Here is a 20,982-nt window from a genome sequence, read left to right on the forward strand (position 1 = left end):
GGCCGCTGGCGAACCCTCCAGCACATCACCGTCAGCCCCAGCCGAATCGGCGACATCGCCCGCGCGGCACTTGTCCTCACCCGTTTCGAGCACGACTACCTGCCGGCAATTCGCTGAGATCACGTCACTGATCGCGAAAGCGTACCATTCGCGTGAGCGAGTCTGCGGAGTTGAAGAACTCGAATCATTTGCCGTCTTCGCCTTCGCTTCGATTCCGCTAGGCCACACCGTTTTTCAGGAGCGGAACCCTCAGCTCAGTCAGTCACGGCAAAAGACCTGCACTCGTCCTGGCGTGCGGCGAGCAGGCCGGCCGCGAGCCCACTGCAACCGGCAAGAAGCAGCAGCCCGGACAGGTACATCGCCCACGGGCTGATGCCGCTGCCGACGAACTCCACCGCGAGCCACACCCACAGCACCGGGCCGACCCATCGCGGATGCACGTGCGAACGGAAGTGGGCGATCGACAGCAGCAGCATGCCCACCACGGTGCCGACCACACCGATCAGGAGGAACGGGACGATCAGGGCCGACTGCTCCTGCGCGGCGATCAGCTGGGAGTAGGCGTCACGGTGGGCGGGCTCATCGGCCATCACGACCTGGGTGAGCGTCCAACCGCCGGCTACGGTGTGGCCGAACGCGCCGAGCACCCCGAACACGCCACCGATGATCGTGAGTCGCGGGAACCTCGGCCGCAGCCAGGCGACCAGCCCCACGACCGCGACCGCGAACGGCAGTTGGGACCAGAGGAACATCTGGGCGGCGGCCGACGCGCCCGCACGCGCGTCGGCGATCGTGGCGAGCCACTGCGCCCGGTCATCGGGCAGCTCGGGCTGTAGGGCCATGAAGCCGACGCTGAGCAGGGCAAACGCGAGGAGGCAGACCGCTATGAGAATGCGAAGGTGTCGTGTCATGTGCGACAGTCAAGTCTGAGCGGCTCGTCACTGTAGTCGGCCGAGAGTGGTCAGCGGTGTCAACTTCGGGCTGATGTCTTCGACCTGCTCGTCCCCTACAGTTGACCCCCATGGACGTGTGGTGGCGCCGGACCGCCGATGTCGGCCTGTGTCTGGCCGTACTCGTCACGGGCCTCACCGAGATATGGCTTCCGCTCGGATCGCGGCAGGGCGACGGGGATCCGCTCGCGACGAGCGTGCAGGTGCTGGTCGTCACGGCTTCGCTGTGGTGGCGGCGCACCCACCCGATCCCGACGACCGCCGTGACGATTGTCGGGCTGTGCGCCTCGGCCCAGCTTGGGTTCCTGCTGTTCTTCGGGCAGTTCGTGCCGTTCCTGATCGCCGTGTTCTCGGTGGCGCGCCATGGCAAGGGACGCGAGCCGTGGATCGGTGCGGCCATGGCCGGTGCGGCCCTCATCTACGCCGACCTGTTCATCGATCTGCTCGGCGGGTTCGGCGAAATGCTGTACCACTGGGGTGTCGTGGGCGTCTGCTTCGCCTTCGGCCGCTGGCAGTCGATCATGGCCAGTCACGCCCGGTCCTCTCAGCGGCGGGCGGTGGCGGCCGAGGTCGCCGCAGCCGAACAGGCGGCACAGGCCGTCATCGAGGAACGCACCCGCATCGCCCGCGAACTGCATGACATCGTCGCACACGCGGTGAGCGTGATGGTGGTACAGGCAGGCGCGGCCGAACAGATGGTCACCGACGACCCCGACCGGGTGCGCCGTACTCTCGCCACTATCCGACGCACCGGCAACGGCGCCCTCGCTGAAATGCGACGGGTAGTCACCATGCTTCGCGACACCGACGAGGTCGGCCTGCTCTCACCCCAGCCCGGACTGTCGGGCCTGCAGACACTGGTCGACGACGCTCGGAAATCCGGGCTTCCCGTGGAGTTCACCGTGGCCGGGGCGCCGCGGGCGCTGCCCGCCGGCCTCGACCTCGCAGCATTCCGGATCGTGCAGGAGGCACTGACCAACGCGCGCCGCCACGCCAACGCCGCCACCGAGGTCAGCGTGGGAGTGACATTCAGCGCCGACGAGCTGCGCATCGACGTACGTGACGACGGCTGCGGACGCCCGGGCACCGCCGGAACCGGACACGGCCTGATCGGAATGCGGGAACGGGCGGCGCTGTACGGTGGAACGCTGCAAGCCGCCCCACTGCCCGACCGCGGGTTCGCCGTCGCCGCTGTCCTTCCCCTGGAACCGGCATGACCCGCGTGTTGATCGTCGACGACCAGGCGCTTCTACGGGAAGGCTTCCGACTCATCCTCGAAAGAGGCGGCCTGGAGGTCGTCGCCGAGGCCAGAGACGGAGTCGAAGCCGTCACCGCCTGTGCCGAACACCGCCCCGACGTCGTCCTCATGGACGTACGGATGCCCCGGCTGGACGGCATCGAAGCCACCCGGCGGATCGTTGCGCGGCAGCCCGGCGTCCGCGTGATGGCGCTGACCACCTTCGATCTCGATGAATATGTGTACGGCGCCCTGCGGGCGGGCGCCAGCGGGTTCCTCCTCAAAGACGTCCCTCCCGATGACCTGGTGCACGCGGTGCGCGTCGTGGCCCGGGGCGAGGCGATGCTCGCTCCCAAGCTCACCCGCCGGCTACTCGACCGGTTCGCCACAGCGCCTTCCACCAGCCCAGCTCCGCTGCCCAACGTGACCGAACGAGAAGCGGCCGTGCTGCGGCAGGTCGCACGAGGTCGATCGAACGCCGAGATCGCCGGCGCACTGTTCCTCACCGAGGCCACGGTCAAGACCTACGTCTCCCGTCTGCTGACCAAGCTGAACCTCCGCGACCGTGTGCAACTCGCAGTCCTCGCGTACGAATCAGGCCTGGTCCAAGCCGGCGACCGAGGCTGGGACGCATAGCCCGTCACATCGGGCTCGTTTCACAGCGCGATCGCCTCCGGCCCGAGCAACGCCTTGACGTCGGCGGCGAAGCTGGGCTCGGCCGTCTTCGTCGTAGCCTCCGAGAAGACGATTCGCCAAGGCCCACCGCCACGCTGCCTGACGACTCGCTCCCACGCCGGGCCAGATGCTCAGTTGCCACGCCGGCCGCCCGGGCTGGACTGACCACACGCCCCACGTTCTGCGTCCTTGGGCGCCTGCCCTCGGGCGAGCAGCGCGATCCCCCAACGATCATGTACAAACAGCCGCAGAGCCATCGAGCACAGCAGAACCACCTACACGCGGACCCGCTTCGCGTGCTCCAGGGCGATTGCCGCGAGCCACAGCCAGGCGAGGACCGCCGCCACGTAGAAGGCGACCCCCGTCGGGATCAGCACCGCCATGCCCGAGACGATGAGCACGGGCAGGGCCACGCCGGTCGCGATCGAGACGACCTGCCAGAGGCGGGCGCGCTCGCGGCCGTACGCCCGCCCGAACACGAACGTCGCGGCGATCAGCGAGCCGAACGCGAGGTTGAAGGCGACGGAGTGCATGATCGCGGTGGTGGTCATCACCGGCTGCAGATCCTGAGGAGTGCCCTCGGGGAAGCCGAGGCCCGCGGGTGCGGGGAAGATCCCGGCCAAGATCAGGCCGGCGCCGAAGATCGCGGTGAGGACGGGACCGGCGACCGTGCGCGGCCGGCCGGCCCGCGCCTCGCGCAGCCCGATCGCCAGCGCGATGACCGCGATCCCGCTGATGACGAAGGTGCTCGCCATCAGCCAGCCGCGGTCGCCGAGGCTGAGCATGCTGATCGCGTGTCTGGTCAGATCGAAGGCCGGCCGGGAGATCGCTTCGACTGTCGCGACGGCCATGAACAGGGCGGCCGCGAACGGTCCGAGGGCGAGGGGGAAGCGGGCGCTGGTCATGGGTCGATCCCTTCGGGGTGGATGGTGAAGGTCCTGTGCGATCACCGACATTTATTTTTGTCCATAAGATGATTGTTGTCTAGACAAAAACTTCATGTCGCTGCAGACTGTCCGCCATGAGATCGGAGCTCGCCCATGAGTAGGGACTTTCGGATCGAGCGGGAGAGCGAACTGCCCGCTGAGCCAGAGGACGTCTGGCACGCGGTGACGCGCGACTCCGCCGCCTGGTCGATCCCGCTGGACCTGTCCCGGAGCACCGTCGTGGTGTGGGAACCGCCCAGCCGGGGGGTGCTGCGGACGGAGATCGGCGACTGGTTCAACCAGATCGCGTTCGACATCACCCCGTCCCCGGGCGGCTCGTACCTCCGGTACGTGCACAGCGGCATCTTCGTCGACGACTGGGAGAGCGAGTACGAAGGGGCGCGCCGCCACACCGAGCTGTACACGCACACCCTCAGCCAGTACCTCAGGTACTTCCGTGGCCGGAGCTTCCGACGTTTCGAGGCGCTCGCGCCGAAGTCGTCGATCACCGCCGACGCCCTCGACAGGATCCGCTCCGCCTGGGGTATCGCGGCGGACACGCCCACCGGCTCCGAGCTCACCCTGCCCGTGCCCGGCGCCGCCGCCAAGGCCGGGGTGCTCGACTTCCACGACGACGCCTTCATCGGCGTGCGCACCGAGGACGCCCTCTACCGCGCCTTCGGCCGCAACCGCTTCGGCTCCCCGGTGGCCGTCGGCGTGTACGAGTACGGCGTTCAGACCCGCTCCGAGCGAGAATCGTCCCACGCGTGGACCGTCTGGCTGCGTGATCTCTACGGAGCGGCAGCCGCACCATGAGCCTTCACTCACGCGGTGCACCTCGTGGGGCTGGATCGCCGCCGTCGTGTTCCTCGGGCGCGCCTCACTCTGCGGCACCGGACCGCCGAACACGGTCGATGACCGGGGCGCCCCGGCCGGTGGGGCGGGCCTGACATCCCGGGGTGCTGTGTCGTCGGACTGGTGACAAGCCCAGATCCCACGATGGGGAGTGATGAGTGACGATGGCCGCGCACCGTGAGGTAGACGAAGCCGAGATCGAGCGGCTGGTCGAGACGATCGTCGAAGGAATCCGGGCCAAGGATCTCGAGACCCTGAGGCGGCTTTACGCGACGGACGTCGTCTCCTTCGACGTCGAGCCGCCGCTGCAGCATGTGGGGATCGAGGCGAAGATGGCGAACTGGACGAAGGCGTTCACGTTCTTCCGGGATGTGGATTACGAGCTTCGCGACCTGACGCTCACCGTTGGCGATGACGTGGCGTTCGGCCACGCTTTCGGTCGGCTCAGCGGCACGCTGGAGAACGGGACGGCGACGAAGGGCATGTGGGTCCGGGCCACGTTCTGCTTCCGGAAGACCGACGACCATTGGGTCGTCGCGCACGACCAGGTCTCTGTGCCGTTCGACGTCGCCAGCGGCAGAGCCGCGGCCGACCTTGAGCCCTGACGAGTCGCCGAAGCGCACCTGTCCGTGCAGGCGGACGCGCCCGGCCGGATGGTGAAGGGTTCGTGGCGGCACGATGAGACCTGGCCGCGGGACCAGAGTGCCCGGCGCCGGTGTGGCGCCGGGCACTCTCCGGGGCGGCGACGTCTCGCACGCCTGCGGTGACGGCTTCTGTGGCTCAGAATCCGATGGTCTCGCGGAGCAGCAGGACGGTGCCGCGTCCGGGCTGGGGTTCCGCGTTGAGGATGAGCAGGCGGTTGGGGGCGCTGGGCGCGCCGTAGGCCTTCATGGCGCGGTCGTTCTCCAGCGGGAGGCAGTGGTCTTCGACGCGGCGCAGCGCGGTGGGCAGGTCGGACACCACCTTCTGCGCCCCGACGATCCAGATCGCGTGGGCTGCGGCGCCGGCGTAGCCGGGCAGCTGGCTTCCGGTGGCCGAGGCGACCACGAGGGAGCCGGTTTCGGTGACCGCGGCGACACTGCCCACGATGACGTCGGGGGTGGACATGAGCCGCCAGATCTCGCGCATCTGGGTGGCGCGGTCCATGGCCAGGCCGCGTGGCTTGACGGCGTCGTAGCGCCCGCTGGTGTTGATGTCCTCCTCGATGCCGGACAGGCGGAGCGTCTCGCTGGCCCCGGTGAACACGCTGGCGCCCTCGGGTATCAGCTCTTTGACGCGGGTACGCGCGGCGGCGCCGTCGTCGAGGATTTCCACGGTGAAGCCGTGGTCCGTCAGCGCGGCGGCCGCCCGCTCCAGGCGCTGCGCGGATGCCGGGTGGGTGAACGGTGCTGCCGGCGTTGAGGTGGTCATGAAGCTTCCTGTTCGCTGGATGACGTGTTCGTCTCGGCAGTACGACGACGCAGTCCCCGCGAATGTGAGGTGACGTGCCGACCTCACAGTTCGGCGCGCTGTCTCGTCGAACAATGAGGGCAGCTGCGACCGAGGGAGCCGTCGACACCATGACCACCCGATCCGAGCCAGGACACGGCCTGAGTGCGCTCATGAGCGAGCGGCGTCAGTTGATCAACCTCGCCTACCGGCTCCTGGGCTCCCTGGCCGAGGCGGAGGATGTCGTACAGGAGACCTACGCCCGCTGGTACGCCATGTCCCGGCAGCAGCAGGACGCCATCGAGTCCCCCGGCGCCTGGCTGACGAGGGTCGCCGGGCGCATCTGCCTGGACGTGCTCGGCTCGGCGCGCGCGAGGCGGGAGCGGTATGTGGGCGAGTGGATCCCCGAGCCGCTGCCCGAGCGTACGGAGTGGATCAGCGGGCGGCCGGGCGGTGCGACCGTCGACCCGGCCGACCGGGTCACCCTGGACGAGTCGGTCAACATGGCCTTCATGGTCGTGCTCGAATCGATGACCCCGGCCGAACGCGTCTCGTTCATCCTGCACGATGTCTTCTGCCACTCCTTCGCCGAAGTGGCCGAGATCGTCGGCCGGACTCCGGCGGCATGCCGCCAGCTGGCCTCCTCCGCCCGCCGCCGCATTCGCGAATCGCGGAGCCCCGCGAGTCCGACAGCCCAGCAGGCCGGCATCGTCAAGGACTTCAAGCAGGCGTGGGAGGCCAAGGACATCGACGCCCTGATCCGCCTGCTCGACCCCGACGCCACGGCGATCGCCGACGGCGGCGGCCTCGCCACCACCTTCCTGCATCCCATCGAAGGCGGCGGGCAGGTCGCGCGCGCCTTGGTCGAGATCGCCGATCAGAAGCCCGGCGACGTGACGATCCTGGAGCGTACGGTCAACGGTCAGCCCGGTCTGGTGGCTCAGCAAAACGGCGTCACCGTGACGGTGTTCGCGTTCGAGGTCGCGGGCGACCGGATCAAGCGGATCTGGGCCGTACGCAACCCCCAGAAACTCCGTCACTGGACGAGCTGAGGCGCGTCTCGGCCAGGGCGGCGGGGCCCTGGACGGTTCACTTGCCGTCGATCAAAAGCTGGGCGGACGTGACCGGTGTGATCTCCTTCAGGTATTTGTTCGCCAGCAGCCAGCTCACCGGGACCTCGTCGTCCGTCTGCGGGAGTTCGGGGAAGTATCTGCTGATCACGTGATACTGCGTGCCGCCGCCCGGCATCTGGAACGCGGGCGCGGCCGGGCCCACCTCGACGCGGAACGACTTGAGAACTCGGAACGCGTGATAGTTGCACAGGTGCTGGGGGTCATCGGGGTTGGTGTTCAGGTTACGCGGCGGCAGCCCTCGCCTGATGTACAGGTCGCCCATCGGCGCCAGGAACGACCCCGAATAGCCGCCGAACCGGTCGAGTTTCATGCCGGCCTGCAGGAAGGTCGTCTTACGCAGCAGCCGGCCGTTCGGGAAATCGCCGGAACGGCCGAAGCCGGCGTCGGGCGGGAAGCGGTAGTTGTTCGTGGTGTAGTCCCAGTAGCGCGAGAGGAAATGCTGCGGGGAAAGCTCGCCCAGCGGCACGTAGCCGCGCAGGATCGCGCCCAGATGACCGGTCCTCGGGAGGACGGTCGGCCCGAGGTCGGGGTCGCCGGTGATGTAAGGAGGTCCGCAGACCCGGTGGCCGGCCGGGGGACGGGAATCGTCCTTGCCCGGGGGCGGCGACGGGCGGACCAGCCGGGTCTCGGACTGGACGGCGCTCTCGGCGTGCGCGGCCACGCCGCCCATGCCGCCCATGGCGCCCAACATCGTGCATATCGCGGCGGCCAGCATGGCGCCCCGTCGGTTGTACCGCATGACTTTCCCGTCGATCCTGGATGGCGAACGAATGAGAACTGATCACCAGCGAATCGACGACGCACCGGATCGCGGCGCGGCACAGCTCATTTCTGTTTGGCTGACTGCTACGGCGGTCTTCGGCTGTCCGCATATAGTGATCGGCTTCTACATTCCCGCCATCGTCGGAATCGGAATCTCGGGCAGCATCATGAGAAAGGCAAAGAATGATCCGATAAAAGCGACAAGACTGCCATATAAAGAAATTCTCGACATGCGATGGTTTGTCTGCAATGTCTTGATATGCACCGGCCAGGCTGCGAACTCAAGGATCCGGCCGGCATTCTCCGAAATTCAGCGGCCGGATTGAGCGGCGGCCATGATGCCGTGCACGGCCTGGCTGATGCGGGCGGCGGCCTGGTCGGGGTCCGGGCGGCCGGCGTCGAGCCAGGTGATGACGGCTTCCAGGGTGAAGGCAGGGATCAGGTTCGCTGCCCAGTCGAGCCACGGCCCCGCGGGGATAGCTCGGGCGAGGTTGCGGTGGGCGATCTCGCGGGAGGCGGCCTGGATGGTGTCGATCAGCTCGCGGAAGTCGGGCTCGCGGGCGGCGTGGCGGAACAGCAGCCGGAATCCGTCGGGGTCCGCCTCGGCGGCGCGCAGCAGGGCGGGGATGGAGCTTTCGTCGAAGTGGTCGGCGCCGGTGGCCTCGGCCAGTCGCGCGCACGCGCGGTCCAGCACGGCCCAATAGAGGTCGGCCTTGGAGTCGAAGTGCCGATACAGCATCGCCCGGGTCAGCTCGGCCTCGGCGGCGATGTCGTCCAGGCCGGTGGCGACATATCCGGCGCGAGCGAAGGCGCGGGTGGCCGCGTCCAGGATCTGCTCACGCCGCTCCGCGCGGCGCAACCTGCGCACCGGCCGAGCCGGCCCGGCGTCATGGTCGCTCATCCCACCTCCACTTGTATAAGGCAGAGTATACATCTAGCTTAATAGACACCGGAGTATACAAAGCTGCGTTTACCTCATGGAGGAGTCATGTCGTCCGCCCCCGCTCAGCTCCCCTACGACCAGCCCGGCCCTCTACGACCGCCACCGCTGCTGCGCCGGCTGCAGGCCTCGGGCCCCATCCACGCCATCCGCACCGCCGTCGGCGACCCCGGCTGGCAGGTGACCGGGTACGAGGAGGTACGCGCCCTGCTGGACGACCCCCGACTGGGCCGTGCCCACCCCGAGCCCGAACACGCCTCCCGCACCGGCGAATCAGAGCTGTTCGGCGGCCCCCTCGGCGGCTTCGACACCGAGCAGGCCGACCACCGCAGGATGCGCTCGCTGCTGCAGCCGCACTTCTCGCCCAGGCGGATGCGCGCACTGCGCGGCCGAGTCGAGACGCTCACCACCCGGCTGCTCGACGAGCTGGCCGCCGCCGGGCCGCCCGCCGACCTGCACGCCGCGCTGGCGCTGCCGCTGCCGATCACGGTCATCTGTGAGCTGCTCGGCGTCCCGTACGAAGAGCGCGAGCAGTTTCGCGGCTGGACGCAGGAAGCCGCTGACATCACCGACCGGGCCCGCTCGGCTCAGGGGCTGGGCTCGTTGTTCACCTACGGGCGGCAGTTGGTGGCCCGCAAGCGCGCCACCGGTGATGCGGACGCGGACGTGATCTCCCGGCTGGCCGCCACCGACGGGGTGAGCGACGACGAGGCCGCCGCGATGGGCATGTTCCTGCTGTTCGCCGGGCACGAGACCACGGTCACCGCGATCGGCCGGGGCGTGCTGTGGATGCTGTCCACGCCCGGCCAGTGGCGGGCCCTGGTAGATGACCCGTCCCGGATCGACGCCGCGGTGGAGGAGATCCTGCGCGCCCCGAACCTCGGCGGCGGCGGCATCCCCCGCTACGCCCGGGAGGACCTGGACATCTCCGGCGTCCACGTCCGGGCCGGGGACCTGGTGCTGCTGGACACCGGCGCGGCCAACCACGACCCTGCTGTCTTCGCCGACCCTGACCGGTTCGATCTCCACCGGCCCGCGGTGCCGCACCTGACCTTCGGCCACGGCGCCCGCTACTGCGTCGGCGCGCCGCTCGCCCGGATCGAGCTGCAGGTGGTCTTCTCCCAGCTCGCCGCTCGCTTCCCCACCCTGGAGCTGGGCTGCCCGGTGGCGGAGCTGACCTTCGACACCCGCACGCTGACCGGCGGGCTGACCGCTCTGCCGGTGGCCTGGTGACCGGCATGAGCGCGGCGAAGGCCATGGACGAGCGCGGCATGACCGAACGCCGCCGCGAGCTGCTGGCCGGCCTCGGCGGCGAGGTGGTCGAGGTCGGCGCCGGGCACGGCGTCAACTTCACGCACTACCCGGCCGAGGTGACGCGGGTGGTGGCGGTGGAGCCGGAGCCGCGCCTGCGCGAGCGGGCCGCCGCTGCCGAGACGGCCGTCCCCGTGGACGTGGTGCCCGGCGTCGCCGGGCACCTGCCGGTGGCCGACGCGAGTGTGGACGGCGTGGTGTTCTGCATGGTGCTGTGCTCGCTGCCCGACGTCGGTGCGGCGCTGACCGAGGCGCGGCGGGTGCTCAAGCCCGGCGGGCAGTTGCGTTTCCTGGAGCATGAGCGCGCCGGCACGTCCGGCCTGGCCAGGGTGCAGGACGTGCTGGATGCCACCATCTGGCCGCTCATGGTCGGCGGCTGCCATCTTGGCCGGGACGCCGAGGCCGCGATCCGGCGGGCCGGGTTCCGCGTCGATCGTCTGGATCGTTTCCTGTTCCCTCCGGCGCGTACTCCGTTCTCCTTCCACCTCCTCGGTACGGCCGTGCGGGCGGGCGATGAGTGAGCGGTGTGCGCAAGGTCGTCATCGGTACGGGCGAGCTTCAGTGATCCAGCGGGCGGCGAGCAGGCCGGAGGCGGCGGTGAGGATGGCGGCGGCGATGACGGTGGCGTTCAGGCCGAAGGCGTCGGCCAGGAGGCCGGCGAGCAGGGCGCCGGCGGCGTAGCCGATGTCGCGCCAGAACCGGTAGGTGCCCAGGGCATTGGCGCGCCAGGCGGGATGGGCGTGGTCGGAGACGGAGGCGATCAGCGCCGGGTAGACCATGGCGGTGCCCAGCCCGAGCGCGACAGCGGACAGGATCCCGGCCAGCAAGGGACGTTCGAGCAGGACCAGGGCGAGGACGAACCCAGCCGCCTGGACGAGCATGCCGGACACGATGAGGGGTTTGCGGCCGATGCGGTCGGCCAGATGTCCGGTGGGTATCTGGCCGAGGCCCCACAGGATCGGATACAGGCCCTTGATCAGGCCGACGGCGGCCAGGCCGAGACCGTGCTCGGTGAACAGCAGCGGGAACACGCCCCAGGTCAGGCCGTCGTTGAGGTTGTTGACCAGCCCGGCCTGGCTGGCGCCGCGCAGCGAGCGCTCGCGCCAGGAGGTGCGGGCGAACGTGGCGACCGGCCCGATGCGCTCTCCGTCCGGCAGCGGCTTGGGGTGCTGAGCGAGCTCCAGGGCGACGTGCGCGGCGGTGTCGCGGACGACCACCGACAACGCCAGGCCGGCGACGACGAAGACGACGCCGATCAGCTCGGGTGCCGGACGCAGCCCGTAGACGGTGGCCAGGTAGCCGGTCAGCAGCGCGGTGACGCCGACCGCGGTGTAGCCGGCGGCCTCGTTCAGCCCGGTGGCCAGGCCGCGGCGGGCCGGGCCGACCAGGTCGATCTTCATGTTGACCGTCATCGACCAGGCCAGTCCCTGGTTGAGGCCGAGCAGCAGGTTCGCCGCCACGATCCACCACCACGACGGCCCCCACGCCAGCATGAACGGCACCGGCGTGCCGATCAGCCATCCGGCGACCAGGAGTTGTTTGCGGGAGAAGCGCGCGGTCAGCGCACCGGCGGCCAGGTTCGTGGCCGCCTTGGTCAGGCCGAAGGCGATGATGAAGGAGAACACCGCCAGGTCACTGGTCAGGCCGAAAACCTCGGTGCCGATCAGTGGCACGGTGGTGCGCTCCAGCCCGACCAGCCCGCCGACGCAGACGTTGACGATCACGAGCAGGGTGAACTGCAACCAGTTCTCGGCCAGCCCGAGCCGCACTGGGGGGATGGTGCCGGTGCTCACCGAGCACCGGCGGCGTCAACGGTGTCGAGCCGCAGGCCGTGGGCGGCGGCATACTCGGCCGGGCCTCCGTCCAGGACGGTCACACCGGTGTGGCCGGCTCGTTCCAGCAGGCTCGCGGCCGTCATGGCGCGCTCGCCGTGCCCGCAGGCCACCACCGCGCCGGCCGGGGCGTCCGCGGCGTGCTCGGCGAGTTCGCCGAGTTCGAGGTGCAGGGCACCGGGCACGTGCCCGGCGGCGTACTCGGCCTCCTGCCGGACATCGAGGTAAGGGCCGTCCGGCGCCTGGTCGGCGGTGACGAACGCGGTGCCGACGGCCTGCCCGCCTGCCTCCAGCCAGGCGGGCAGGCCGCCGCTGAGGTGTCCGGCCAGCCGCTCGTAGCCGATCTTGTATGCCTGCCAGACGACCTCGGCGGGGTCCTGTCCGTCATCGATGACGAAGGCCAGGGGCGCGGTGTCGGGCAGCAGCCAGCCCAGCCAGGTGGCGAACTGCTCGCGCAGCGGGATGGACAGCGATCCGGGGATGTGACCTGCCGCGAACTCGGCGGCGGGGCGGCCGGCCAGCAGTCGCTTGACGAAGGTGTTCTCGTCGGGCGCGGCCAGCAGCGGGTTGGTGCGTTTCTGGGCGCCGATGGTGGTGGTGCGCTCGGTGCCGGGCGGGGCCGAGCAGAACGAGCCCGCGCCGTGGGTGAGCCATACCGCGGTCGCCTCCGGCAGAGCCGCCAGCCGCCGCATCGAGTGGTACTGGGCGCGCGCCAGTTCCTCGGTGCGGTCGGCGCCCAGCAGGTCGGTGCGGGCGGCGGAGTTCACGATCAGCGACCCGCCGGTGAACACGCCGAGCTCCTGGCCGCCGTCCAGGAGCAGGAACGACAGGTGCTCGTCGGTGTGGCCGGGCGTGGCCAGGGCACGCAACCGCAACCCGCCCAGATCGACCTCGTCACCGTCAGCCAGGCCACGGTGCGGGAACGCGCGCTGCCCTGAGGCCGAGGCCAGCACGATGGCACCGGCATCATGGCCGAGTTGTACGGCGCCGGACAGGAAGTCGGCATGCAGGTGCGTATCGGCCGCGAAGGCGACCGTCAGGTCGCGCCGACGGGCCGCGGCATACAGCGCGCGCAGGTCACGACAGGCGTCCACGGCCAGCGCGCGCCCGTCGCCCAGGTCGACCAGGTAGGCGCTGTTGCCCAGCCCGTGGTCCACCAGTGGTATCAAATGATCTTCGGTGAGACCCACGATGTCCTCCATGGCCCATTGACCTGTTGTACCGTATTCCATAGATTAATGGAGGAGTGGACGATGGACGCAACCCCGGCCCAGGCCAAGGCTCGGCTGTATGACGCGTTCGCGGCCAGCGGCAAGGCGCTGGCCAGCGGAAAACGGCTGGAACTGCTCGACCTGCTCGCCCAGGGAGAACGCACCGTGGAGGCCCTGGCCAAGGCCGCCGGGCTGAACCTGACCACCGCCTCGGCCCACCTGCAGACGCTCAAGCAGGCCGGATTCGTCGCCACCCGTCGCGACGGCGTGCGTATCCACTACCGGCTCGCCGGCGACGACGTCGCCCGGTTGTTCGCGCTGCTGCGCAAGGTCGCCGAGAACCATCAGGCCGCCGTCCCCCCGACCCGGGACGCCTACCTCGGCCGGGACGGTGCGGCGGAGGTCACTCGCGCGGAGCTGCGCGCCCGCCTCCAGGCAGGAGGCGTCGTGGTGCTCGATGTCCGGCCGGTGGAGGAATACCTGGCCGGCCACATCCCCGGGGCCGTCTCCATCCCCGTCGCCGAACTGGCCGACCGGATGAACGAGCTGCCCGAGGGCTGCGAGATCGTCGTTTATTGCCGCGGCGAATACTGCGTGTTCGCCTACGACGCAGTCCGCCTGCTGACCGACCGCGGACGGCACGCGGTCCGCCTGGCCGACGGCATGCTCGAATGGCGGCTGGCCGAGATGCCCGTCGACGCCGGGGAGCTGACATGAGCGAAGCGCCCGGACCGCACGAGCACGCGAACGCCGCCCCGGTGGTGCTGGACGGCGGTGACCGCCGCTGCGTCCACCTGCTGATCGAGCTGAGCCGCCTGGTGGCCGGCCTGCCCTCGGGCCGCGTCGTCCACCTGATCGCCACCGACCCGGCCGCCCCGATCGATCTGCCTGCCTGGTGCCACTTGACCGGTCATCGCTACCTCGGCGCTCTCACCAGCCGCGGTCGTCCCGCCTACGCCATCAGCGTCCGCGCCGACGCCCGCCGTACCGAGCCGCATGCCCCGTGGCGGTCGGCCACAGCCCCACGGTCAGGAGCGTCGCCGGGTGAGACGCCGGCCCTTGAGGAACAAGAGCGTGCCGACCGGGGTGAACACCAGGCCCAGTGCGCCGGTGATCAGCGGGGCCAGGAACGCCGACCAGAACGAGGAGATCCGCGCGTCGGACGGGTCGGCCGGGTCGTAGGCGACGGGCACGCTCTCGCCCTCCGCGTAGGCCGGTGGGTTGCTGCCCGTGGAGCTCTGGAACGAGTACTGCCTGCCGTCGACCGTGAACTCCACGGTCGGAAACCAGGTGGTGCTGCGGCGGATGTAACCGTCGGAGTTCCGGGTCGTGCTGGTCCGTGCGGTCAGCTCCACCACGGTCCCGTCCGTTCGCTGGGCCGAGGCCAGGAAGCTCGCCGTGGAGGCGGCCAGCGCGATGGTGACGCAGAGCAGGACCAGACCGATCAGGCCGAAGATTCCGCCGACGAGAGTGAAGAGCCGTCCGTTGTGCATGGGACGAGTGTGCCAATACCGGTGCCGGGCGCGCTGCCCCCTGTTGTCGCAGTCGGGCAGCGCCACATGGCCGGCTAGCGTTGCGGGCGCCGGCCCAGCTTGTCGGTCCAGCCGAACTCCTCGAAGGTGACACGGACCGTGTCCTCGTCCTTCTCCGCCACCGAGTACTCCAGCAGTTCCGCCGTGTCCTCGTCGACGACGAGCTGGAACTCGTACCCGTCGTCGCTCTCGACCGCCAGGCCGACCCCCGCGCGCCCGGTGGCGTCCGCGACCTCGCCGTGGGAGGTGATGCCGGGCTGGTCGGCGAGGATACGGAAGATGGCCGCCCGGGTGCCGGGTGTGGTCGGGGCGGTCATCAGGTCGACGGTGGTCTGCCACAGGTAGAGGTCGAACTCCTTGTGGGGGTCCGGCAGTTTCGCGAACTGGGCGCGCAGGCGGCCGGCCAGCGCCTTCTTCGACGTGGGCAGGTCGCCGACGTTCTGCATGGTGATGTCCATGTTGGGGATCGACAGGGGCCGCGGAAGGTTGTCGTCGACGCTCTTGGGCTTGTCCTCCGCCAGTTTCGGCGAGCCCTCCTCCTTCCACTTGGCCTCGTCCTGCGGTGAGGGGAAGACGACCTCGCGGTCACTGCTCTTCACGCGGTGGGTGCCGCCGATCCGCTTCGGCCGCCACCGTTCCTCGGACTCGACGATGTACGCCCGGTACGGGGGCCCGTCGGGCTGGATGCTCTTGCGCAGGTTCTCCAGCTTCTTGTTGTACTTCTCGTTGATCGCCACCAGCTCGTCGTCCTCGGCGCCGGTCCTGTCGACCTCCGCCTGCTCCTGGAGCTGGAGCTTCCGCGCCTCGGTCCAGAACTCCTCCGGCAGGTGGGCGGTGGGATGGGTCGTACGCTGTCGCACGTACCAGTAGTCGCCGGTCGCGGCGGGCTCGCGCAGTGCGGTGGCCGCGGCGGCGAGCAGGAAGGATCGGGCGTCGATCCGGGTGGCCGGCGACGCCCCCGTGCCGCCGGTCGTGCTCTCCGGGGTGCTCGAAGCCGCGACCGGAGGGGTGTCGCCGGCGGGCGTGCCGGACAGCACGCCGGTGGAGACGACGACCGCTCCGGCGGCGACCGCGGCGACCGCGCCGGTGGCCAGGAGGAACAGGGGACGTCTCGGCGCGGGTGCCGGGTTCCGGGTGCTGCTGAACGTTCGGGCGAGGTCCTCGCGGCGGCGCCGCCGGTAGCTCGCCTCGGCGAGTTCGTCCAGCTCATCGGGCCTGAGCCGGGCGACCATACGGTCGGTCATGTCTTCCCCCACGGGTGTCAGCTCTCCTCGGCGAAGTGGCCGCGCGTCTGTCGCATCGGCCGTCGCGCGGCTCCCATTTCCTGGCGCAGCCTGCTGTCGAGCCGCTTGCGCGCCCGGTGCAGCCGGACGTTGAACGCTCGCGCCGAGCAGCCCATGACCGTCGCGGCCTGGTCGGGCGTCAGGCCGTACCAGGTGGCCAGGATCATCGCCTCCACGTCCTTCTCGGGAAGGGCGCGCAAGGCGGAGATGGCCTGCTCCCGGTCCACCACGTGCTCGGCGACGTCCCAGGCGACGTGCTCCTGCTCACTGGTCAGCTTGGCGATCCGCTCGACCAGGTCCTCGCGCCGGTACCGCACGTCACGCTGCTTGGCGAGTTTGTTGCGGGCGACGCCGAGCAGCCACGGCAGCACCTGCTCGGGCAACTCGTCGAGCCGCCGCCAGGCCACGAGGAACGTCTCGCTGCACACGTCCTCGGCCACGCCCTGTTCGACGCGGAGCAGCACATAGCCCAGCACGTTCCGGTAGTACCGGTCGTACAGCAGGGTGAATCGTTCTTCGGGATCGTCCACACCCAGTAGTCCCGCCGGCCGCCGCTCGATTACCGCCGGGCCCGGACTTGTTCCAGCCGCCTGATCATTCGCTCGTGGAGATGTCGAGAACGGCGCCGTCCGGGGTGTGCGCCTTGACGCGGAACTCGGTGGTCTTCCCGCCGGTCATGCCGAAACGGCCGGTGCCTCCCGCGCCGATGACCATGTAGCCGGTATCCCGGACGATCGACAGTCCGTTGTCCGCAGCGGAGAGCAGGTATCTTCCACCATTGACGGAGACCATGACCGGCTTGGACACCTTGATCTGGCACGTGCCGTCCCGGCAGGCGGCGAGGTCTCCGCCGTCCTCGGCGGACGGCAGAGGAGTGGCGCCGGGTTCACCGGACGAGGTCAGCGGCTCGCACTGAGGAGCCAGATCGTAAGAGGCGAGGAGTTCCGGATGACCGGCGACCAGATCGGGCAGGTCCGCCGCGGGCTCCAGCCCGGCCGTCGCCCGGGACACCTGCCTGACCTGCTTCTTCAGCTGACCGACGGGGAGCTGCATCAGGAAGAACCGGTCCCCTTCGGGTAGTTTCGCGCGCGCTTTCTTGACTCTGGAGGCCAGGCTCGCGCGGTACTCGTCCACGGCCGGGATGCCGGTGGCGGGGACTTCGGCGAGCGCGTCCCGCGTCCGGTCCAGACGCGTCCCGGCGGAGGAGATGTACTCCGCCAATCGTGACCCGAGGAACGGGGCGAATCGCGGATCCCCTGTCAGCGGATCGTCGAACGGATCCGCCCGCAGGGACGCCATGGAATCCCTGATGGGGCACATTCTGGCGGCCCAGCCGACCAGCGCCCGGGTCGGCGCGGAGACGTTCGCCTTCGACGGGGTGGACGGCGTCAACGGTGTGCAACCTGGCGCGAGGTCATGGGAGACGGCCAACGCCTGATCGCTCTTGACCACCTGAGTGAGAATGGTCGCTTGCGGGGGGATCGCGCCCACCGCCGCGGCCAGCCGCTCGGCCGTGGACAGCTTCTTCTTGTCCGCGGCCTTCGTGATCGCGTCGATGTCCTCGGGCAGTTGCCCCTGTATCTCCTTGAGCACTTTCAGCAGCCGCGCGGATTCCGCGTCCGCCGCACCGTTGCCTGACGGGGACATGGACTCGACCGCCTGGATCGCGCCGCCGACCGTGGAGCTCACGCTGCTGAGGTACCAATCGGCCTCGAAGACCTCCATGTCCTCCTCGTGTCCCTCCCGTAACGGGCCGTCCACCTGCTGGGTGGTGAGGCACATCGTCTCCGCCCAGCCGACCAGCGCCCGGGCCGGCTCAGGCGAAGGACGAGGCGAAGGCGGAGGAGAGGAGGGCGCCGCCGCTGGAGGACCACCGGCGCCGCACCCCACGCTGACGATCAGTCCTGTCCCGAGCGCCAGCACCGTGCGCCGGCGTCTCCGTGGCACCACGCTCATCATGTCCGCCCTTCCGCTCGGAAGGATGAGCCTATGCAGGCTCCTTCGGGAGGGGTCCCGGCGTGTGTTTCACGAGCCGGTGGGGTTGATCGTGAAGAACGGGGCGAGTTCGGCCTCGTCCGGGGACTCCAGCAGCCTTCGCAGCAGTTTGCCGTCGAAAGCCACCACGCGAACCTCGTCATGGGCGCCGTTGTCGTTCTCCCAGCAGTAGAGATGCGACTCGTCGTACCAGCCGAGGACCTTGTCGCAGTCAGAGGAGAACCTGTGCACCTGCTTGCCGGTGGCGGCGTCCCAGAGGCAGTGGTCGCTTTCGTCGTCACCCGGGCAGTCGGTCACGAACACCCTGCCCGAGGGCGAGAAGAGGTCGACGGTGCCGGAGGCCAGCGGCCCCACGCCCGGCAGGTCGCGCGTGCGTTCGCCGGCGGCGTCGAAGAAGCGCAACCCCTCGTCCTCGCCGTAGACGATGACGACGCCCTGATCGGCGCCGTCCCAGCCGAAGTCGCTGTCACGGATCGACTCGTCGGCCACGTCGACCACCCGGACCTTGCTCTGGGCCACGTCGTTCCCGGCCACGTCGACGACGGCGAAGCCCAGGGTGGTCCAGACGTTCTTGCCCTGCTTCCTGTTGAGGTTCAGGAGGACCTTCGAACTGTCCTTCGACCAGGCGCGGATGCTGGTGTCCAATGGTTTCCGTACGGTTTTGACCCGGAAACTGGAGCCCGCCTGCCGATCGGTGATGAGGATCGAGTCGTAGCCGTCCGAGGTGTAGTCGTCCGGCCTTCCCACGAGATAGCGGCCGTCTGGGGACACCCGCGACTCCAGGTTGCCCGGATACTTGTCGAACTTCCCGCGCAGCGACTGCCTGGCATAGTTGACGTCGTCGTCGAGTTTCTTGTCGTAGGCCTCGTACGACGTCAGCGTGATCGGGTCGGACGGGCTCTCGTTGAGCGTGATCGGCCCGCCCGGCAGCGTGGTCGGCGACGGCGCAGCCGTGGACTCCCTCGCGGTCGGTGGGGGTGTGGGCGTGCCCGTCCGCAGCGAGCCGACCAGCACTGTCGCGGCCACCACAGCGGCCGCGACGACCAGGGCCGCGGCGGCGACGACGAACGGCCTGCGCGACGTCCTGCCACCGTCAGTTGGCGGAGCGCCGTCCGGGGCGGCCTGCCTGGTTCCCTCCACGAGCGGGTCGGCGCCGAGCTCCGGATTGCGCAGCAGGCGCGTGATCACGTCCATGGCCGTCGGCCGGCGCTCCGGCTCCTTGGCCAGGCACTGCCGCACCAACTCGCCCAGCCGTTCGTCGAGCGCGCCCAGATCGGGCTCCCCCGTGAGCACGCGGTTCATCACGGCGTGCGTCCCGTCGTTGCCGAACGGCGCCCGCCCGCAGGACGCGAAGACGATCGTGCCGGCCCAGGAGAACAGGTCGGCCGCCGATCCGATTCCGAGCCCCCTGATCTGCTCGGGAGCCATGTACGCGGGGGTCCCGATCTGCGTGCTGCTCGTCATGGTGGCCGGGCCGAGCGTGCGCGCGATGCCGAAGTCGATCACACGGGGGCCGTCGGCGCCTATGATGACGTTGCCGGGTTTGAAATCCCGGTGCACCACGCCGGCATCGTGGATCGCGGCGAGCGCGGTGGCGGTGCCGATGGCCAGCCGCTCCAGGTCACCGCCGGAGAGCGGGCCGTCCTCCCTGACGATCCGCTCCAGCGAGCGGCCCTCGACGTACTCGCTGACGATGTACGGCCGGCCCTGCTCGACACCCGTGCTGAGCACAGCCGCGGTGCAGAACGTCGCCACCCGCCGGGAGAGCGTCGCCTCCTGCATGAAGCGCGCCATGCTCTCCTCGTCGGACGGGTGCAGCCATTTGACGGCCACGCGCGCGTTCATCGGGGTCATGGCGAGGTAGACGACACCCTGTCCGCCTTGGCCCAGCCTGCCGAGGAGTTTGAGACCGCCTAACTCCTCGGGGTCGCCGGAAGTCAGCGGCATGTAATCAACCATGTGGTAATTGTGATCCTTCGGAGTGGATCTACCATAGCCTTACCGGGCGGCGAACGTACCCGAACTTCCCTCTGTCAGGTCTGCCGGGCTCGTGAAAGGTTAGCGGCATGGCATCGGCGAAACACGGCCCCCGCAGCAAGGTGGACCTCTTGCCGAAGGAGTCCGTCTCCGGCGGACTTCCGGCGGACATGCCGGGCAGCCTGTACGTCCGGGGGACCAACGGCGGGATCCGCGTCGCGCCGGACGCCGGGTTCGACGTGGTGTTCGGGCGCTGCGAGCCGGATGTCCACGTCTGTGTCGGACTGGACGACCCGTACGTCAGCCGGCAGCACGGATTCATCACCTACGAGAACGCGCGATGGGTCCTGTGCAACCTCGGCAACCTGCCCATCCGCCTTCCGGGCGGGCGGCTGGTGCTCACCGGACACCGCGCGCCGCTGCCGGTGGCCCACACACCGCTGTTCATCGTCGCCCCCCGGCAGGAGCACCTGTTCGAAACACGGATCGTCATGGCATCGCACCCGGCGACGCGGGTCCCCCAGGAGGCCGACACCCGCGACCCGAACGGATGGCCACTCAGCACCGTCGAGCGCCTGGTCCTGGTCTGCCTGGGCCAGCGGTATCTCCGGCCCGAGCCCTGGCCCCAGCCGTTGACCTGGGCCCAGGTCGCCGACGAGCTCGGCCGCCTCCGTCCCGCGGACAAGTGGACCGCGAAGCGGGCCGCCCACATCGTCACCCAGACGCGTAAGCGGCTCAGCGCCAAGGTGCCCGGGCTGCTGGAGGAGGAGATCCCGCCGCCGCTGGGCAACACGCTCAACCACAACCTGATCATGGCGCTGCTGGTCTCCGCCACGATCGGCCCCTCCGACCTCCGGCTCCTCGACGAACCGGCCGGCCCGCCTCCCGGCACGGTCGATCCCATCCCGTGAAGCCCGGGACCCCTCCCGGACGGC

The 20,982-nt window shown here is 69.7% G+C and carries 22 protein-coding genes; 10 read left to right on the top strand and 12 right to left on the bottom strand.

Going from position 1 to position 20,982, the window contains the following annotated elements; all coding sequences use genetic code 11:
• Positions 1 to 254: 254 nt before the first annotated feature.
• A complete protein-coding gene (locus ABD999_RS37370) occupies positions 255 to 842 on the bottom strand; it encodes a hypothetical protein (protein ID WP_271280133.1) in 588 nt (195 codons plus the stop codon).
• 179 nt (positions 843 to 1,021) lie between these two features.
• Between ABD999_RS37370 and ABD999_RS37375 the strand changes: the two genes are divergently transcribed.
• Positions 1,022 to 2,167 (top strand): sensor histidine kinase, encoded by a 1,146-nt coding sequence (locus ABD999_RS37375; RefSeq protein ID WP_271280134.1) that lies wholly within the window; start codon positions 1,022 to 1,024, stop codon positions 2,165 to 2,167.
• Complete coding sequence (locus ABD999_RS37380) at positions 2,164 to 2,823, top strand: response regulator transcription factor (RefSeq protein WP_148035694.1); 660 nt, start codon at positions 2,164 to 2,166, stop codon at positions 2,821 to 2,823. The genes ABD999_RS37375 and ABD999_RS37380 overlap by 4 nt, the downstream gene beginning before the upstream one ends.
• A gap of 314 nt (positions 2,824 to 3,137) precedes the next feature.
• Here the strand turns inward: ABD999_RS37380 and ABD999_RS37385 are convergent, their stop codons facing one another.
• A complete protein-coding gene (locus ABD999_RS37385) occupies positions 3,138 to 3,767 on the bottom strand; it encodes a DUF998 domain-containing protein (protein WP_219551492.1) in 630 nt (209 codons plus the stop codon).
• Between the two features lie 135 nt (positions 3,768 to 3,902).
• Between ABD999_RS37385 and ABD999_RS37390 the strand changes: the two genes are divergently transcribed.
• Entirely contained in the window at positions 3,903 to 4,604 is a 702-nt protein-coding gene (locus ABD999_RS37390) for a hypothetical protein (protein WP_271280135.1), read from the top strand.
• Between the two features lie 203 nt (positions 4,605 to 4,807).
• On the top strand, positions 4,808 to 5,248 hold the full coding sequence (locus tag ABD999_RS37395) for a YybH family protein (protein ID WP_271280142.1): 441 nt from the start codon (positions 4,808 to 4,810) through the stop codon (positions 5,246 to 5,248).
• 175 nt (positions 5,249 to 5,423) lie between these two features.
• On the opposite strand, the gene ABD999_RS37400 is transcribed toward ABD999_RS37395, so the two are convergent.
• Positions 5,424 to 6,053, bottom strand: a complete 630-nt coding sequence (locus ABD999_RS37400; RefSeq protein WP_271280136.1) for an LUD domain-containing protein — start codon at positions 6,051 to 6,053, stop codon at positions 5,424 to 5,426.
• A 149-nt stretch (positions 6,054 to 6,202) separates the two neighbouring features.
• Here ABD999_RS37400 and sigJ point away from each other — a divergent pair, with 149 nt between their 5' ends.
• Entirely contained in the window at positions 6,203 to 7,123 is a 921-nt protein-coding gene (gene sigJ / locus ABD999_RS37405; RefSeq protein WP_345483129.1) for an RNA polymerase sigma factor SigJ, read from the top strand.
• Between the two features lie 37 nt (positions 7,124 to 7,160).
• On the opposite strand, the gene ABD999_RS37410 is transcribed toward sigJ, so the two are convergent.
• Positions 7,161 to 7,895: a TNT domain-containing protein gene (locus ABD999_RS37410; RefSeq protein WP_271280138.1), complete on the bottom strand. Its 735-nt coding sequence runs from the start codon at positions 7,893 to 7,895 to the stop codon at positions 7,161 to 7,163.
• Here ABD999_RS37410 and ABD999_RS37415 point away from each other — a divergent pair.
• Positions 7,882 to 8,292: a hypothetical protein gene (locus tag ABD999_RS37415; RefSeq protein ID WP_271280139.1), complete on the top strand. Its 411-nt coding sequence runs from the start codon at positions 7,882 to 7,884 to the stop codon at positions 8,290 to 8,292. The two genes, ABD999_RS37410 and ABD999_RS37415, sit on opposite strands and share 14 nt — an antisense overlap.
• On the opposite strand, the gene ABD999_RS37420 is transcribed toward ABD999_RS37415, so the two are convergent.
• Positions 8,277 to 8,867, bottom strand: coding sequence for a TetR/AcrR family transcriptional regulator (locus ABD999_RS37420; protein ID WP_271280140.1), 591 nt, complete (start codon positions 8,865 to 8,867; stop codon positions 8,277 to 8,279). The genes ABD999_RS37415 and ABD999_RS37420 overlap by 16 nt on opposite strands.
• 87 nt (positions 8,868 to 8,954) lie before the next feature.
• On the opposite strand from ABD999_RS37420, the gene ABD999_RS37425 reads away from it, so the two are divergent.
• The gene (locus tag ABD999_RS37425; RefSeq protein WP_271280141.1) at positions 8,955 to 10,139 is read left to right on the top strand and encodes a cytochrome P450; all 1,185 of its coding nucleotides are present in this window, start codon (positions 8,955 to 8,957) and stop codon (positions 10,137 to 10,139) included.
• A gap of 5 nt (positions 10,140 to 10,144) precedes the next feature.
• The gene (locus ABD999_RS37430; RefSeq protein WP_345483130.1) at positions 10,145 to 10,738 is read left to right on the top strand and encodes a class I SAM-dependent methyltransferase; all 594 of its coding nucleotides are present in this window, start codon (positions 10,145 to 10,147) and stop codon (positions 10,736 to 10,738) included.
• 18 nt (positions 10,739 to 10,756) lie between these two features.
• On the opposite strand, the gene ABD999_RS37435 is transcribed toward ABD999_RS37430, so the two are convergent.
• Complete coding sequence (locus ABD999_RS37435) at positions 10,757 to 11,986, bottom strand: MFS transporter (RefSeq protein ID WP_271279279.1); 1,230 nt, start codon at positions 11,984 to 11,986, stop codon at positions 10,757 to 10,759.
• A gap of 20 nt (positions 11,987 to 12,006) precedes the next feature.
• Positions 12,007 to 13,239: an MBL fold metallo-hydrolase gene (locus ABD999_RS37440; protein ID WP_271279280.1), complete on the bottom strand. Its 1,233-nt coding sequence runs from the start codon at positions 13,237 to 13,239 to the stop codon at positions 12,007 to 12,009.
• Between the two features lie 63 nt (positions 13,240 to 13,302).
• Here ABD999_RS37440 and ABD999_RS37445 point away from each other — a divergent pair, with 63 nt between their 5' ends.
• The gene (locus ABD999_RS37445; RefSeq protein ID WP_271279281.1) at positions 13,303 to 13,977 is read left to right on the top strand and encodes an ArsR/SmtB family transcription factor; all 675 of its coding nucleotides are present in this window, start codon (positions 13,303 to 13,305) and stop codon (positions 13,975 to 13,977) included.
• Between the two features lie 311 nt (positions 13,978 to 14,288).
• On the opposite strand, the gene ABD999_RS37450 is transcribed toward ABD999_RS37445, so the two are convergent.
• The 5 genes from ABD999_RS37450 to ABD999_RS37470 form a co-directional block, all read right to left on the bottom strand.
• Complete coding sequence (locus ABD999_RS37450) at positions 14,289 to 14,753, bottom strand: DUF3592 domain-containing protein (protein WP_271279282.1); 465 nt, start codon at positions 14,751 to 14,753, stop codon at positions 14,289 to 14,291.
• A 74-nt stretch (positions 14,754 to 14,827) separates the two neighbouring features.
• Positions 14,828 to 16,036 (bottom strand): CU044_5270 family protein, encoded by a 1,209-nt coding sequence (locus tag ABD999_RS37455; RefSeq protein ID WP_271279283.1) that lies wholly within the window; start codon positions 16,034 to 16,036, stop codon positions 14,828 to 14,830.
• Positions 16,037 to 16,053: 17 nt separating this feature from the next.
• Complete coding sequence (locus tag ABD999_RS37460) at positions 16,054 to 16,605, bottom strand: RNA polymerase sigma factor (protein ID WP_187281533.1); 552 nt, start codon at positions 16,603 to 16,605, stop codon at positions 16,054 to 16,056.
• Between the two features lie 64 nt (positions 16,606 to 16,669).
• On the bottom strand, positions 16,670 to 17,800 hold the full coding sequence (locus tag ABD999_RS37465) for a hypothetical protein (protein ID WP_271279284.1): 1,131 nt from the start codon (positions 17,798 to 17,800) through the stop codon (positions 16,670 to 16,672).
• 300 nt (positions 17,801 to 18,100) lie between these two features.
• The gene (locus ABD999_RS37470) at positions 18,101 to 20,029 is read right to left on the bottom strand and encodes a serine/threonine-protein kinase (RefSeq protein ID WP_271279285.1); all 1,929 of its coding nucleotides are present in this window, start codon (positions 20,027 to 20,029) and stop codon (positions 18,101 to 18,103) included.
• Positions 20,030 to 20,178: 149 nt separating this feature from the next.
• Here ABD999_RS37470 and ABD999_RS37475 point away from each other — a divergent pair, with 149 nt between their 5' ends.
• On the top strand, positions 20,179 to 20,958 hold the full coding sequence (locus ABD999_RS37475; protein ID WP_345483132.1) for an FHA domain-containing protein: 780 nt from the start codon (positions 20,179 to 20,181) through the stop codon (positions 20,956 to 20,958).
• The last annotated feature ends 24 nt before the right edge of the window (positions 20,959 to 20,982 follow it).

Origin of the sequence: Nonomuraea ferruginea, assembly GCF_039540635.1 — a bacterium.
Classification (GTDB): Bacteria; Actinomycetota; Actinomycetes; order Streptosporangiales; family Streptosporangiaceae; genus Nonomuraea; species Nonomuraea ferruginea.

Coding starts and splice junctions, on each gene's coding strand:
- ABD999_RS37370 (WP_271280133.1), bottom strand. CDS start 842: ATGGCCCTACAGCCCGAGCTGCCCGATGACCGGGCGCAGTGGCTCGCC.
- ABD999_RS37375 (WP_271280134.1), top strand. CDS start 1,022: ATGGACGTGTGGTGGCGCCGGACCGCCGATGTCGGCCTGTGTCTGGCC.
- ABD999_RS37380 (WP_148035694.1), top strand. CDS start 2,164: ATGACCCGCGTGTTGATCGTCGACGACCAGGCGCTTCTACGGGAAGGC.
- ABD999_RS37385 (WP_219551492.1), bottom strand. CDS start 3,767: ATGACCAGCGCCCGCTTCCCCCTCGCCCTCGGACCGTTCGCGGCCGCC.
- ABD999_RS37390 (WP_271280135.1), top strand. CDS start 3,903: ATGAGTAGGGACTTTCGGATCGAGCGGGAGAGCGAACTGCCCGCTGAG.
- ABD999_RS37395 (WP_271280142.1), top strand. CDS start 4,808: ATGGCCGCGCACCGTGAGGTAGACGAAGCCGAGATCGAGCGGCTGGTC.
- ABD999_RS37400 (WP_271280136.1), bottom strand. CDS start 6,053: ATGACCACCTCAACGCCGGCAGCACCGTTCACCCACCCGGCATCCGCG.
- sigJ (WP_345483129.1), top strand. CDS start 6,203: ATGACCACCCGATCCGAGCCAGGACACGGCCTGAGTGCGCTCATGAGC.
- ABD999_RS37415 (WP_271280139.1), top strand. CDS start 7,882: ATGGCGCCCAACATCGTGCATATCGCGGCGGCCAGCATGGCGCCCCGT.
- ABD999_RS37410 (WP_271280138.1), bottom strand. CDS start 7,895: ATGTTGGGCGCCATGGGCGGCATGGGCGGCGTGGCCGCGCACGCCGAG.
- ABD999_RS37420 (WP_271280140.1), bottom strand. CDS start 8,867: ATGAGCGACCATGACGCCGGGCCGGCTCGGCCGGTGCGCAGGTTGCGC.
- ABD999_RS37425 (WP_271280141.1), top strand. CDS start 8,955: ATGTCGTCCGCCCCCGCTCAGCTCCCCTACGACCAGCCCGGCCCTCTA.
- ABD999_RS37430 (WP_345483130.1), top strand. CDS start 10,145: ATGAGCGCGGCGAAGGCCATGGACGAGCGCGGCATGACCGAACGCCGC.
- ABD999_RS37445 (WP_271279281.1), top strand. CDS start 13,303: ATGGACGCAACCCCGGCCCAGGCCAAGGCTCGGCTGTATGACGCGTTC.
- ABD999_RS37450 (WP_271279282.1), bottom strand. CDS start 14,753: ATGCACAACGGACGGCTCTTCACTCTCGTCGGCGGAATCTTCGGCCTG.
- ABD999_RS37455 (WP_271279283.1), bottom strand. CDS start 16,036: ATGACCGACCGTATGGTCGCCCGGCTCAGGCCCGATGAGCTGGACGAA.
- ABD999_RS37465 (WP_271279284.1), bottom strand. CDS start 17,800: ATGGAGGTCTTCGAGGCCGATTGGTACCTCAGCAGCGTGAGCTCCACG.
- ABD999_RS37470 (WP_271279285.1), bottom strand. CDS start 20,029: ATGGTTGATTACATGCCGCTGACTTCCGGCGACCCCGAGGAGTTAGGC.